We start from the raw sequence: 13,974 nt of genomic DNA, 5'->3' as shown, positions 1-13,974 counted from the left end.
CATCAAGGCGGTGAGGATTTGGATAAGCTGGTGGAGATGGAAGGAATCGTCAAATCCTTCGGCCACGTAGAGGCCCTCAGAGGGGTGGATTTTTTCCTTAAGAGGGGAGAGATAGTCGCTCTGTTGGGGGACAACGGCGCCGGAAAATCGACCTTGATAAAGGTGCTCTCCGGGGTCCATCGTCCCGATCGCGGAACCATGTCCATCTCGGGGCAGAATATCGATCTGGACCGTTACGGCGTAGGTCGTGCCCGGTCTCTGGGCATAGAGACGGTCTATCAAGAGAGGTCGCTGGGAGAGAAACAGCCCCTTTGGCGCAACGTTTTCATGGGAAGACATCTGACTAACCGGTGGGGGTTTATCGACGTGTCCCGAGAGAAAAGGGATACCATGGATCTTCTCTCGTCCGTCCTGGGCCTTAGAGGGGTGGGGCTTGACCCAGACGCCAGCGTCGGGACCCTCTCCGGAGGGGAGAGACAGGGCCTTGCTATAGGGCGGGCCATGTACTTCGGGGCGGAGATAATAGTGTTGGACGAGCCTACTACGGCTCTTTCTCTCGGGGAGGTCTCCAAGGTGCTCTCCTTCATACGTTCCATAAAGGAGGACGGGCGATCCTGCGTCGTCATAAGTCACGATCTGGGGCACGTGGCACAGGTCGCGGACCGATTCGTCCTCATGGATAGAGGACGAATCGAGTCCTCCTATTCGAAGGACGAGGTGACGGTGGATGAGCTTATGAAGGCCATGCTCCATCTGGTGAACGGGAAGGCCTCGTGATGGGAGCTTTACTGAAACGCTATCGACTCCAGGTTCTGGTGTCCCTTGCTTTCGCGGGGTTGTTGCTCGCCTTTGCCATCGCCAGCCCCAGGACCTTTACCGGCATGAGGATATACCGGTCCTTCATGTCCACCATTCCGGTTACCGCCGTCCTCGCCATGGGTATGACCCTTCTCGTGGTGGCCGGAGACATGGACCTGAGTTTCCCCTCCGTGGCCGCGGCGTCGGCCTATCTCTTCGCCGAGGTCTTCGTTCGGACCGGGTCTTCCTGGTTTGCCTTCGGAGCCGCGATTCTCTCGGGGGCTTTCATCGGTTGGACCAACGGTCTGATTGTGGTTCGAATAGGGGTGCCGTCCATAATCGCCACCATCGGTACCCAGTTTTTTTGGCGTGGTCTTGTTCTGCTGCTGTCCGACGGGGTCGCGGTGAGCTTGGCTTCCATAAGGGGCAACGGTCTACACTCTCTTTTGGTAGGGAGACTGGGCGGCGAGATCCCGGCCCAGTTTCTGTGGTGTCTGGCGATAGCCCTGGGTCTGGCCTTGCTCCTGAACCGGCACGCTTTCGGTGACTCTCTGCTCTTCGTAGGGGACAACCGCCGTGCTGCTGCCATGATGGGTATACCGGTGGAGCGAGTCAGAATACTGGCGTTCGTCCTGATGGGAATATTGGCCGCCTTCGCCGGGATGTTGTCCACCTTGGAGTTGGCCAACTGGTGGCCAACCCAGGGCGAGGGATACATGTTGTTGGTCTTCGCATCGGTCTTCGTAGGAGGAACTTCGGCCTATGGAGGCGAGGGCACCATATACGGTTCGTTGATAGGGGCCGCCATAATAGGCATCATAGAGGCTGGCATAGTGAGCGCCGGTCTGGCCGGGTTCTGGACCAGGCTTATATACGGACTGATCATAGTGGTGTCGGTCTCGATCTATACCTTGATGGCCAGAAGAACAGGGACAAGCTAGTCCAGATAGACCAGCTTGTCCCTGTTCAACTTTAAGTGCACCGATTTTCCCTCATTCCATCTCAGATCGTCCCTGCTCAGAACGTCGGCCTCCATCGTCGATTGTCCGACTCTTACGGAGTAGGTGGTCATGGCGCCCTTGAACTGTCGGCCGGTAATCTTTCCGGTGAAATCACCTCCGTCCGAGGATAGGGATACGTCCTCCGGGTGAACAGCCGCTTTACGACCGTCGCCCATCGTAACGAAGTTGCTTCTGCCGATGAAGTCGGCTACGAATATCGTTCTGGGATGACTGTATATATCGTATGGTGTGCCGATCTGGGCCACGATTCCCTTTTCCATGACGGCGATCCTGTCCGAGAGGGCCAGTGCCTCCTCCTGATCGTGGGTGACGTATATGGCCGTTATAGCCATATCTCTTTGAACCTTTCTTATCTCCGATCTCATCCGGATCCGGAGCTTAGCGTCCAGGTTGCTGAGAGGCTCGTCCATCAAGAGGACCTTAGGTCTTATCACTAGAGCTCTGGCCAATGCGACCCTTTGCTGTTCCCCCCCGCTGAGCTGGTGGATTGTCTTGTCCTGCGACGTGGGAAGACCAACCCTATCGAGCATTTCCTCAGCTGCCTTCTGCGCAGTTTTTTTATTTATTCCTCGAAATTTCAATCCGTAGGCCACGTTTTGGATAACCGTCATGTGAGGAAACAGAGCGTAGCTTTGGAACACGGTGGCGGTAGGTCTTTTATCTGGCGAAAGCTCCGTGACATTTTCTCTGTCCAGAATTATCCTTCCGGCGTCCGGCCGTATGAAGCCTCCCACCATTTTCAGTGTGGTGGTCTTGCCACAGCCGCTTGGGCCCAGCAGTGACACCATCTCGCCTTCCTCTATGTCGATGGAAAGTCCGTCCACCGCCGGAACTTCATCGAACGCTTTTTTAAGATTATTTAGCCGAAGATACATTTTTTGGCCTCCCGTTTCTTCCCTCCGAGGACCAATCGGGAGAATATCAAATTCACAGTCATAGTCACAACCACTATGACGGACGCCATGGCGGAGCTGGCCCCTATGTTGCCGCTTTGTATGGCCTCGAACATCTCCGCCGTCATGACCTTCGTGTAAGGGGTTATCAGGAATATAATTCCTCCCACCGTGGTCATGGTGAAGGTGAAGGTGTTTATGAAGCTTATTGCGAAGGCTGGTGTCATGAGGGGAATGGTGACGTCCTTCAACGCGAAGAAGGAGCTTCCTCCCTGGTCCCTTACTGCATCTTCCAGCTCTGGATTGATCTGACCCATGACCGAGATGCCGCTCTTTATCCCCAGGGAGAGCTGTCTGTAGACGCAGTTCGTGACGATCAGAAACCCCGAGGCCAGTACCGCCTCTGGCATCCAGTTGAATGCCAGTAGATAGGATATTCCGAAGAAGGGCCCGGGAAGGATAAAGGGGAGGTCTGCCACGAAGTCTATCGTCCTGGCGAATATTCCCTTGGCCCGTCCTAGATATCTGGCCATCAGCACTCCCATCAGCCCGGCTGCGACGGCGGTGATCACGGCGTATTTTAGACTTCTGAACAAGCTGCCCATCTTAGCCAGCTTCAGGGCCTCCAGGTGTCTGCCCGTAAAGGAGAAGTCCACTCCCCAGGTCTTGACGAAGGCTCCGGATAAAATGGTTCCGTACTTGGCGATCTCGAAAATGACGTAGCCCCAGACTACCGTGCAGACCACCGCTCCCACCATCGGTGGAAGTCGGGATTCCGATATCTCCTGGCCTCCGGGCTTGATGGAGAACAGCGAGTTCTTTGCCATAAGCCGTCTGTATATCAGAAAGGCTATCAGGGCTGGAACCAGCAGCAGTGTCGATATGGCGGCGGCTTTCGGCAGGTCGTAGGATCCTACCGCCGTGGTATAGGCGTGGGTGGCCAGGACATTGTAGCTTCCCCCTATGAATATGGGGGTGCCGAAGTCAGATAGAGACCTAACGAAAACGATAAGTCCTGCCGTCACGATTCCCGGCCTGGCCAGAGGAAAGGTGACGTTTAGCATGGTTGCCCATCTTCCCGCTCCCAGGTCCAGCGACGCCCTTTCCAGGTCTCGATCCGTTCCCTTGAGCACAGCCATTATCAGGAAGGCTGCTATGGAGGCCAATCCGATAGACTCCATCAGTATTATCCCGTGAGGACCGTAGGGGTTCCAGTGAAGACCTAGAAGTTTCCAGGATATCAGGCCTCTTCTGCCGAACAGCATGATATAGGACAGAGAGGACATGAAGGGTGGCGATATAAGAGTCATCATCAGCACTGCCAGGACGGTTTTCTTGCCCCGATAGTTCGTGTAGGTAACGTAGAGGGCACAGCACAGCCCCATGAATACGGCGAACAGAGTGGTCCAGAACCCGATGAACAAGCTGTTGCCGATCAGTCTGCGATTTTTCTCGATCAGGTCCTGGTAGTACATCAAGCTGAAATGTCCGTCGGGATACAGGCTTTCCTTCAGTATGGCTACGGTAGGCCACAGGACGAATATCAGGACGCCTACTGCCAGAAGGGCGAACAGTATAAGAGGGGCATCCTGAGATGCCCCTCCGGCCTGTCTACTCGGTTTTCTCACCGAATTCCTTCTGCCATCTGCCAAGTATCTCCTCGCGCCTCTCTCCGGATTTTATCGGATCCACCAGAATTATCTTGGCGTCCTTCAGTCCCCTGAGATACTCCGGTACCTCCGCGTCCGGCCTGGTTCCGACCTTCGCGGTGTTTGCCATCTGGACCTCCTGGCCTCTCTTGGAGAGACACCAGTCGACGAAGGCTTTAGCCGCCTCTACGTTCTTTGCGCCCTTCATTATGGCGACCGGAGCCAGCGACCCCGGGGTGCCTTCCTCGGGAAAGACTGAGATTACCGGATGTCCCTGAGCTATCAGTTTGACTCCCACGTCGTAGGGATCTATGCCGATTGCTACCTCGCCCATGGCCGCCTTGTTCGGCGGAGCGGAGCCTCTCTTTGTGTAGAACGGGATGTTGGCGTCGATGTTTCGGATGACCTCCCAGCCTTTTTCCTCTCCGAATATCTCGAGGATCTCGAAGATAACCGAGTAATTGGTGCCGGAGATGGTCGGGTTGCTCATCATCACCTCGCCCTTGTACTCCGGTTTGCCCAGATCGATCCAGCTTTTAGGAGCGGAAATTCCCTTTTCTCTCAATATATCCTCGTTGACGATGAAGTCCACCGCCACCAGGGACAGCCCCGTCCAGAATCCGTCGGGATCCCTGTATTCCTCGGGGATCTTCTCCGCCTCGGGAGAGACGTAGCTTTCCAGAAATCCCTCCTGGCCCGCTACCATGAAGCTGTCGACTCCGCCTCCGAACCAGGCGTCCGCCAGGTTTTTGCCCTTGGATGCCCTGAGCCTGGTGAGTACCTCTCCGGAGGACATCTCCAGATAGTTGACCTTGATCCCCGTGTCCTTGGTAAACTCGGCGAAGGTCTCGTCTATGCCGGTGGCGGCGGCGAAAATGCTGATGCTCTGCCCCTTCAGGGGTTTATCCGTCTGTGCGAACGAGATAGAGGCCGTTGCCAAGATCGCCGATAAAGCTATTAAAATCGTCGTCTTTCTCATTTTTTCACTCCTCTGTTATGCTTTGAACCTATAAAAAAGATTATCTATAAGAATGGACGAGCTGTCAACATCATCGGCAGGTCTGCGATGGCAGCATGGACCCCTTCAGGGATCCCAGGATTTCGGCGGCGGTGGAATTCTCCGGCAGACGGTCTAAAATCCACTCTAGGTCTCCTCTGTCCCTTAGGAGCTCTACCGATTGAGGATGAGCCATGTCCTTGATCCAGCAGAGCTGAAACAGCAGCACGTCCGACAGAGTCCTTAACTGGTCGTAGCGGGCCTTGCCATAACGTCTCAATTCGTCCAGCACCGCTGGGGTGAATTGCCCTTCCGGTCCTATCCCTGGGTATATGGAGTCGGTCTCCCCTCTTTTGATGTGCTCTCGGACCACCCGGAAGATGTCTATCCTGTCGCTGTCTTTTATTAGTTTCAGAAGTTCCATCTCTTTCTCTGTGCGTCCTACCGGAAGATCCTTCTTGTTATGTTCTCTCGTCGTGAAGGCGATAAGCTCCAGTTCGATAGGGTCGATAATGTCCCCGGGGAAATCCTCTCTGAAAACCCTCTCTCCTCTGTCTCCGTGATCCAGAGATCTGAAGTCGTAGAAGGTGCCGTAGTCCCTATACTGAGGGAATCGGCCTAGGTCGTGGAGGAGGCCGGCCGCGACCGCCAGGTGTCTGGCCGATTCATCCCATCCGAGTTCGTCCGCCAGGAGTCCGGCGTTTTCCGCGACCCTGTGGCTGTGCCTTTCCTTCAATTCCAGTTGATGAAGTCTTCCGCAGGTGCTGTAGAAAGAAGCCACGTAGTCGTCGAACCAGCGGCGTATTTCGTCTATTTCTTTCAACCTCAAAATTATCTCTCCTTTCCGATTCATGAGCCATTATACTCTCCATAACGGTACCCTCGTCCCTGTCCTCCCTTCGGAGGAAGGGATATTATGTATCCGATGATAAAAGGAGGTCGATGTCTTGGATTCATTGCGGGATCTTTGCAGAACGATAGATAACACCCTTCTCCGTCAGGATGTGTCGGTGGTCGAGGTAGAGGAGTTCATCTCCCGGTCGGTGGAGGCCCGTTTCCGTACGGTGGTGGTCCCCCCCTGGATGGTAGCCCATGCCGTCTCCATGACGGAGAATAGCGAAACCGGGGTATCCGTCGTGGTAGGCTTCCCCTTGGGGTATCATCCTCTTGGGGTGAAGTTGACCGAGATAGATCATTATATGAAAATAGGGCCAGGGGTGACCGATTTCGACGTGGTGCTGAACCTGTCGGCCTTGAAATCCGGCATGTGGGACTACGTGGAAAGCGAGATAAGGAGTCTGTCCGATAGGCTTTCGGACAGGGTCTTCAAGCTTATAGTCGAGACCCCTCTTTTATCCGAATATGAGATACGCAAAATCGGCCGTATCTGCGCCGGCGTCGATGGGTTGGACTACGTCAAAACCTCTTCCGGTTTCTGCGGAAGCCCCACCACGGAGGACCATGTAAGGATTTTGGCGGAGACCATGATGGGCGAGAAGAGGATAAAGGTCTCCGGAGGGGTACGGTCCATGGCCGACTTGGAGAGGTTCGTCGTGGTCGGAGGAGACGTTTTCGGAACCAGTTCTGGACTCTCCATAATCAAGGAGACCTGCCCGGTTTTGTAAACAAGTGTTATCCCGGTCTAGTCGGATATCCCCTATAATAGAATTCGGTGAATTTTATCGAAACATTTTAGGAGGTAGAGACGTGGAACGACTTAGACAGAGCATCGATGCCATGAAGGACGATATCGTAGCGGCCATCAGGGAAAACGTAGCGGTCAAAAGCGTGGAAGGTCCCGCCGAGCCGGGAGCTCCCTTCGGCCCCGGACCTAAAGCTGCGATGGATAACTTCGTTCAGATAGCCGGTCGCCTCGGTTTCGAAACCGGTGTCTTCGAGGATATGGTCGGTTGGGCCGAGTTCGGAGATCCCGATGCCGATATGGTGGCCATCCTCGGTCACGTCGACGTGGTCCCCGAGGGAGACGGCTGGAGCTGCGATCCCTACGAAGGCAAAATAGAGGACGGCAAACTCTACGGCCGAGGAGTCATGGACGATAAGGGGCCGGTGATCTGTGCTCTCTACGCTTTAAAGGCCATAAAAGACCTCGAGATTCCTCTCAAAAAACGGGTTAGGATCCTGATCGGAACGAACGAGGAAAGCGGCAGCAAGGCCGTAGCCCGTTACGTAGAGGCAGGACAGGATCTCCCCGTCGCGGGCTTTACCCCCGATGCGGAGTACCCTCTGATAAACGGAGAAAAAGGTATCGTCATAGCCAGGTTGTCCGCCCCCTTCAAGGCCGACGGAGATGTTCAGGTGGTTTCCTTCGACGGAGGCGTGGCGCCTAACTCGGTGCCTTCGATTGCCAAGGCGGAGATCTTCGTGAAGTCCGATATGGCCGAAAGGGTCAAGTACACCGTATCGAACTGGCATGGCCCGGAGAGGGCAAAACTGTCTTTGGAGGATAAGGGGGAGGGCCGTTTCCTGCTGTCCATGGAGGGAGTTCCTGCCCACGGTAGTCTTCCGGAGCAGGGAGTCAACGCAGTGGCCTGGCTTGTCAAGGTCCTGCTCACTCTTGGTGTTACCGGTGAGCAGGGGCGTACCCTGGCCGCCTTGGATCGCTACGTGGGAATCGACTGTCACGGAGAGAGCCTGGGAGTCTGCGTCTACGACGACGTGTCCAGATACACCTCGCTCTGCTGGGGCACCATGAAGACCGATGGAGACAGGGTAGTCTTCAGCCTGAACCCGAGGTTCCCCGTGAGCTACCGTACCGAGGACATGGTGAAGATTCTAGAGAAGACCTTCTCCGATGCGGGATTCGAGATCCTGTCCATGAGAAAGGACGAGCCTCTCTATATGCCGGAGGACTCCGAGCTGGTGGTCAAACTGATGGAGGTCTATCGCAGAGAGACCGGCCGGATGGACGACAAACCCATGTCCATCGGAGGAGGAACCTACGCCAAGGCCATGCCGAACGTATTGGCCTTCGGCCCGACCCTTCCTGGCGAGCCATCCAACATACACGAGGCCGACGAGTGCTGGAGCATCGACAACATGATGACCAGCACCAAGATAATGGCCGCCGCCATAGTATCTCTGGCCGAGGATTAGAGGCGCCGTAATGACTGATTCCGAGCTTTTCGGGATCGTGAGGAAAGAGCTTTTCACCGCTCTCTGCGGAGACGTCATGGATGCCATGGGCCGTACATGTCAGTTTCTGCCTCCCTGGATCCGTCCCTTGAAGGAGGGAATGGTGATAATCGGTCGAGCCATGCCAGTATTGGAGGCCGATTGCTGTGGAACCAGGGTGGGGCATAAAGACAGGGACGAGCCTTTCGGACTGATCTTCGAGGCGCTGGACAGCCTCGAGGAGGGAGAGGTATATCTCTGTACCGGATCGTCCCCTTCTTATGCCTTATGGGGCGGTTTGATGACCATGAGAGCCAGCTATCTTAAGGCCGCCGGTGCAGTTGTGGACGGCTACAGCCGGGATACCTCCCAGGTATTGGAGCGGGGGCTGCCGGTCTTCTCTAGAGGAAGCTACGCTCAGGATCAGGGTCAGAGAGGGCGAGCCGTGGATTATCGTTGTCCCATCCGTTTTTCCAACGGTGTGACGGTCGAGCCCGGCGACCTGGTGTTCGGCGACGACGGAGGAGTGGTCATAATACCGAGGTCCGTCGAGAACGAGGTCCTGGAGAGGGCCCTGGAGAAATCCAGAGGCGAGGACATCGTTGCCAGGGAGATTTCCGAGGGAATGTCCACCGTAGAGGCCTTTAAAAAATACGGGATAATGTGAGCTTGCGATATAATAACAGAGTGGAGGTTCCCCTAAGGGGAACCTCCACTCTGTTATTTCAGTCTTGGATTTTAGTCAGGAGGACGAATTTAGTGAACAATATCTTCCGGTGTCCATGGTGCGGGGAAGATCCCCTCTACGTCGATTATCACGACAGAGAATGGGGTGTGCCCCTGAAAGATGACAGGGCGCTTTTCGAGCTTCTCTGTCTTGAGGGAGCTCAGGCCGGTCTCAGCTGGATAACGGTTCTCAAAAAAAGGGAGGCGTACCGCAGGGTTTTCGATCGGTTTGATCCTGGGGCGGTGGCCCGTTACGACCAGCGACGGATAGACGAGATCCTGACGGATCAAGGGATAATAAGAAATAGGCTAAAGGTTCGATCGGTCGTGGAAAACGCCAGGGTTTTTCTGGATTTGCAGGAAAGAGAGGGGAGCTTCTCCGAGTATCTATGGGGTTTCGTCGACGGAAAAACTATAGTGAACCGATGGAAGTCTATCTCACAGGTCCCGCCGGAGACGGATCTGTCCAGGAGGATCTCCATGGACATGAAAAAGAAGGGATTTCGCTTCGTAGGTCCCGTCATAATCTATTCCCTGATCCAGTCGGCAGGCTTGGTCAACGACCATCTGGTGGGTTGCTTTCGACATGATGAATGTTCCAAGATGCAATAAACCGTACATTCTTTATTTTTAGTCTTTTTTATTGCTTTGTGAGTTATGATACACTCCTTGTGTGAGTAGTCTGACTAAATTTCTATCATAAGGAGGCGTTATCGTGAAGGATGAATCGTCCAGGGGCGAATGGAGCAGTAAAATAGGTTTCATTCTTGCGGCCGCAGGTTCCGCCATAGGGTTGGGAAGTATCTGGAGGTTTCCCTATATCGCGGGGCAATCGGGAGGAGCCGCTTTCGTGGCGGTCTATCTCGTCCTCGTCTTTTCGATCGGGATCTCCCTGATGATGGCGGAGATAGTCATAGGTAAAAAGGGAAAGCTGAACGCCGTAGGTTCCTTCGGGAAACTGGGCGGACGGAGGTGGTCGCTGGTCGGTTGGGGGGGGGTCGTGGCGGCTTTCGTCATATTATCCTACTACGGTGTCATAGGAGGATGGACCATAGCCTATATATTCAAGTCCTTTTTCGGGCTTATGGAGGTCACCGGTGCCGGTGAGGTAGCTAGGGTCTTCCAGGATTTCATATCCAGCGGGACTCAGATGGTCTTTTTTCAGTGTCTTTTCATGGGGGCAACCGTGTTCGTCGTTTTTAGAGGGGTCAGCGGAGGTATCGAGAGGCTCTGTACCTTTTGTATGCCGGCCTTGTTCGTCCTGATGCTGCTTTTGATAGGGAGGTCGGTTACCCTGCCGGGAGCCATGGAGGGGGTCGCCTTTTTTCTAAAGCCCGACTTCAGCAAGGTTACCGGCGAGGTCTTCCTTTCCGCTCTCGGACAGGCTTTTTTCTCGCTCTCACTCGGTATCGGGGCCATGATAATCTACGGCAGCTACCTTCCTGAGGATTCGGATATTCCCAAGTCCAGCCTCCAGATTTGCTTCCTCACCTTTCTGATCTCCCTGATGGCCGGTCTGATAATATTTCCCTCTCTCTTCGCCTTCGGAATGGAGCCAGGGGCCGGGGCTGGCCTGACCTTCATAACCTTGCCGGTGGTCTTCTCCAGGATGCCAGGAGGAGTGCTTTGGTCGGCGTCATTCTTCGTCTTGTTTTTCTTCGCGGCCCTGACCTCGTCGGTGTCTCTTCTCGAGGTGGCTGTTTCCTATCTCATAGACAGTCTAGGTTGGGCGAGGCGAAGGGCGACGATCTTTTTGGGATGTCTCATAACTTTGGTCGGAATCCCTTCCGCCCTGTCTCAGGGGGCGGTTAGGATAAACGTTTTTGGGCTTTCATTTTTGGACGCAGCCGATTTTTTCGCCTCCAATCTGATAATGCCGATCGTCGGCTTTCTCATCTCCGTGTTTCTCGGTTGGGTCGTCCCCTCAGTCGCGGAAGAAGGCATCACCAACGAAGGAACCAGGCCGTTTGGAGGAAAGAAGGTCTGGCTTTTCATTCTCCGTTTCGTGGCTCCGATATGTATTCTGGTTATCTTCATAGCCGGGCTTAAATGGTAGTAGGGAGGGATATCGGCGATGTTCAATATGTTCAAAACGAGTGTCTCTATGAAGTTTATATCCTCGGTTTTCTTGACGGTTTTTCTCTCCGCCTCCTGTGCTTGGGCCGGAGATAGACTGGACGACATAGTAAAACGAGGCGAGATGGTTGTGGCTGTCGGCGATTTCGAGAACGAGCCGTTTTTCTTCGTCGAGGATGGTGATCTCGTCGGTTTCGACGTCGACCTGGGCAGTATGATAGCAAAGGAGATCGGGGTGGACGTTCGCTTCGTGAGGGTTCCATGGGATGGTCTGATAGCCCTGGCCTGGTACAGCCGTTATCCCTGGAGTCGTTACGATATGGCGATCGCCAGCATAACCATAAGGCAGAGTCGAGCCAGAGCCTGCGATTTCTCGGACTGGTATTTCTACACGGGGCAGAAGCTTTTGGTCAGAGAGGGTGACGGTTATGAGACCCCTCTCGATCTGGAGGGGAAGACTATCGCGGTGATGGCCGGTTCCACCGGCTATGAGACGGCCAAGAGGGATCTGGCTGCCCAGACCGTGGTCATGGATAGTCCTCAGGAGACCGTCGATGCCCTGAGGGCAGGGAGTGTCGACGGTGCTCTCTCCGATGCCACCATAGTGATCGCTGCGGCTGATAAATACGACGGATTGATCGCTCTCGAGGGAATGGTTACTACCGAGAGATACGGGGTGGTGCTTCCCAAAGGGGAGGAGGCTCTGAGGAAGGTAGTCGATTCCGTGGTGGTTGAGGCCCGGAGGATCCTATACGATAAATGGTTTCGTTGAGAGACGCCGGTGCTCTCCTGTACGAAAGGGGCGACATCCTGTCGCCCCTTTCGTACATATGATGGCGGTTAGGGAATAAGGTCTCGAACGGGATTCCTCCAAAACAATCAAATCTCTCCGATGAGAGGCTTTTTTGTCTGCGCAGACTGCTAAATATGGGGTTGATAGAGGCTCCCTCAAAGACCTCCTGTCTGTAGATTATAGATTGGACATAGGGATTTTTATAGCTGCCTTATTTTTCCGCAGAGTTACCTTTATATTTCTGGAACTCATATATCTATTTAGTCTACTCTTTTTACCGTTACTGTGCAATTATCTGCGTCTACGATTACCTTATCTCCGTCCTTGATAGCCTCATAGGGATTGATCTCGAGTCTGTCTACGACTGGAACTCCTACTACTGCTGCGCATGAGACCAGAACCGGTTCAATGTCTCGGACTATTATAGCTGCTGGGAGGTTATCCTGCATCTTGAGTTGATAAAGACCATCTACCATTACGACAGAGCTGCCCTTGCCTGATTTTACTACGAGCACCTTGCCTGCAACGGTCTTGCCTGTTATGGAGTGTCCTTTTTCTATGACCTTTCCAGTCTTGGGATCACAGAGGTAAAAACAGATAGGATCTGTCGATACTATAGCTTCTCCTTCTCCTTTACCTTTTAAAATTTTTCTACATTTGTAGGCCTGTTCCATCTTATTTCACCTCTCCTTTGATTGCTCCCTCTACACATTCTGACAGGCGTCTCAATACGAAAGGCTGTCCCCGTCTCTCTCTGTAGTAGGCACACTTGGGAGAGTCTGTAAGGCCTAGTCCTCCTTCGAAACTCTTAAAGCAAGGCTCGTCAATGCAGGTCTCGGCTACGAGATTTACTCCACACTCTGCCAGTCTGTAGAACGATTCATTCCTCTTGGCAAGTGAAAGAGTGGCTTCGGATACGAGAACCCAGAATGGGACAGAGGACTTTCTGTTGTCCATAAGTCTCTCTAGCTCCATAACCTGGTCCAGCGTGTAGTGTGGGCATCCTAACATGACAAGGTTTATCTTTCCGCCTTCCTCAGAGATCTTTTTCTCCTCTTCTCTGATGTCTTCGTTGGAGATGTAAGCGGTTCTGGTCGGTTTGTTGCCTCTTAGGGCACTCTCAAGGTCTGGAGCTTCAGGTGTTACTCCCACTATGTGATACATAGGAACTGCACCTGATGTGTTCAGCTCTGCTCCAAAGTAGAGTAGAGACTCTGGTGTAGGTCTTCCGTCGATCTTCTTGAATACGAATACTGGTACATCCTTTTCTATGATCCTTCCAGCGTTGTATCCGAGAAGTCCCCAGTCATAGGCGTCTTTAGGAGCTTCTTCAACTTCTATGACCATGGTGCCTCTCCTGTTTTCGTCGAACATGAGACCGTAAAGAGGCGTCTTCCCTGTTACTGCTGCTGCGAGAGCGCTTACCGATGATTCTCTGTTCGACCTGGCTCCTAATACGGAGTTGACATAGGGAGTACAGCTTGACTCGGAGAAGGCAACTACCTCGCCGAAGGCCGGTACATTCTGCTGAAGCTCTGGAGTGCAGCTTAGAGACATGACGGCTCCGATCTTTGTATATACGTCGTACGTCCTCTTGACTAGTTCAAGTTCATCTTGAGTCACTCCATAATACTGTGTTAATGTTTTGGTGTCCCATGCTGGGTTTGTGGTGCAAGGGACTTTGCATTTTGCGCCTCCCTTGACCAGCAGTTCGCACCAATAGGTATCTCCCTCTTGACCACTGAGGGCCACATGTGTTCTAGATACATCTACAAATCTTTCTGCGTCGAAGGCTTCCCCTAGCGCTACCTGGAGTTCCAAGGCTTTTTGCATTCCCTCGCCCAGTTTACCTTGAAGGATTTCCTGTTCTTCTTTAGTTATTTTCATA

The 13,974-nt window shown here is 53.7% G+C and carries 14 protein-coding genes; 8 read left to right on the top strand and 6 right to left on the bottom strand.

All coding sequences use genetic code 11. From position 1 onward, the window contains the following. Positions 1-18: 18 nt before the first annotated feature. Positions 19-777, top strand: coding sequence for an ATP-binding cassette domain-containing protein (locus tag L2W48_RS07320; RefSeq protein ID WP_236099379.1), 759 nt, complete (start codon positions 19-21; stop codon positions 775-777). After that, the gene (locus tag L2W48_RS07315) at positions 777-1,739 is read left to right on the top strand and encodes an ABC transporter permease (RefSeq protein WP_236099380.1); all 963 of its coding nucleotides are present in this window, start codon (positions 777-779) and stop codon (positions 1,737-1,739) included. Before L2W48_RS07320 ends, L2W48_RS07315 begins: the two co-directional genes overlap by 1 nt. On the opposite strand, the gene L2W48_RS07310 is transcribed toward L2W48_RS07315, so the two are convergent. The 4 genes from L2W48_RS07310 to L2W48_RS07295 form a co-directional block, all read right to left on the bottom strand. Next, complete coding sequence (locus L2W48_RS07310; RefSeq protein WP_236099381.1) at positions 1,736-2,695, bottom strand: ABC transporter ATP-binding protein; 960 nt, start codon at positions 2,693-2,695, stop codon at positions 1,736-1,738. The two genes, L2W48_RS07315 and L2W48_RS07310, sit on opposite strands and share 4 nt — an antisense overlap. After that, a complete protein-coding gene (locus tag L2W48_RS07305; protein ID WP_236099382.1) occupies positions 2,680-4,341 on the bottom strand; it encodes an ABC transporter permease in 1,662 nt (553 codons plus the stop codon). The genes L2W48_RS07310 and L2W48_RS07305 overlap by 16 nt, the downstream gene beginning before the upstream one ends. Then, entirely contained in the window at positions 4,325-5,341 is a 1,017-nt protein-coding gene (locus L2W48_RS07300) for an ABC transporter substrate-binding protein (RefSeq protein WP_236099383.1), read from the bottom strand. The genes L2W48_RS07305 and L2W48_RS07300 overlap by 17 nt, the downstream gene beginning before the upstream one ends. Before the next feature lie 70 nt (positions 5,342-5,411). Continuing rightward, positions 5,412-6,188, bottom strand: a complete 777-nt coding sequence (locus L2W48_RS07295; protein WP_236099384.1) for an HD domain-containing protein — start codon at positions 6,186-6,188, stop codon at positions 5,412-5,414. Positions 6,189-6,306: 118 nt separating this feature from the next. Between L2W48_RS07295 and deoC the strand changes: the two genes are divergently transcribed. The 6 genes from deoC to L2W48_RS07265 all read left to right on the top strand — a co-directional run bounded on the left by deoC (position 6,307) and on the right by L2W48_RS07265 (position 12,065). Next, positions 6,307-6,984 carry a deoxyribose-phosphate aldolase gene (deoC, locus tag L2W48_RS07290; protein ID WP_236099385.1) on the top strand — a complete coding sequence of 226 codons (678 nt, stop codon included), beginning with the start codon at positions 6,307-6,309 and terminating at the stop codon, positions 6,982-6,984. An 82-nt stretch (positions 6,985-7,066) separates the two neighbouring features. Further along, positions 7,067-8,473: a dipeptidase PepV gene (gene pepV / locus L2W48_RS07285; RefSeq protein ID WP_236099386.1), complete on the top strand. Its 1,407-nt coding sequence runs from the start codon at positions 7,067-7,069 to the stop codon at positions 8,471-8,473. 10 nt (positions 8,474-8,483) lie between these two features. Further along, entirely contained in the window at positions 8,484-9,158 is a 675-nt protein-coding gene (locus L2W48_RS07280; RefSeq protein WP_236099387.1) for an RraA family protein, read from the top strand. A gap of 92 nt (positions 9,159-9,250) precedes the next feature. Then, positions 9,251-9,829, top strand: a complete 579-nt coding sequence (locus tag L2W48_RS07275) for a DNA-3-methyladenine glycosylase I (protein WP_236114873.1) — start codon at positions 9,251-9,253, stop codon at positions 9,827-9,829. A gap of 103 nt (positions 9,830-9,932) precedes the next feature. Further along, the gene (locus L2W48_RS07270) at positions 9,933-11,273 is read left to right on the top strand and encodes a sodium-dependent transporter (RefSeq protein WP_236099391.1); all 1,341 of its coding nucleotides are present in this window, start codon (positions 9,933-9,935) and stop codon (positions 11,271-11,273) included. A 48-nt stretch (positions 11,274-11,321) separates the two neighbouring features. Continuing rightward, on the top strand, positions 11,322-12,065 hold the full coding sequence (locus L2W48_RS07265; RefSeq protein ID WP_236099392.1) for an ABC transporter substrate-binding protein: 744 nt from the start codon (positions 11,322-11,324) through the stop codon (positions 12,063-12,065). A 281-nt stretch (positions 12,066-12,346) separates the two neighbouring features. Here the strand turns inward: L2W48_RS07265 and L2W48_RS07260 are convergent, their stop codons facing one another. Next, entirely contained in the window at positions 12,347-12,760 is a 414-nt protein-coding gene (locus L2W48_RS07260; protein WP_236099393.1) for an aconitase X swivel domain-containing protein, read from the bottom strand. A 1-nt stretch (position 12,761) separates the two neighbouring features. Continuing rightward, entirely contained in the window at positions 12,762-13,973 is a 1,212-nt protein-coding gene (locus tag L2W48_RS07255; RefSeq protein ID WP_236099394.1) for an aconitase X catalytic domain-containing protein, read from the bottom strand. Position 13,974 lies beyond the last annotated feature (1 nt).

This window comes from Dethiosulfovibrio russensis, assembly GCF_021568855.1.
In the GTDB taxonomy this organism is placed as follows: Bacteria; Synergistota; Synergistia; order Synergistales; family Dethiosulfovibrionaceae; genus Dethiosulfovibrio; species Dethiosulfovibrio russensis.
This window is presented reverse-complemented; position numbering and strand designations above follow the sequence as displayed.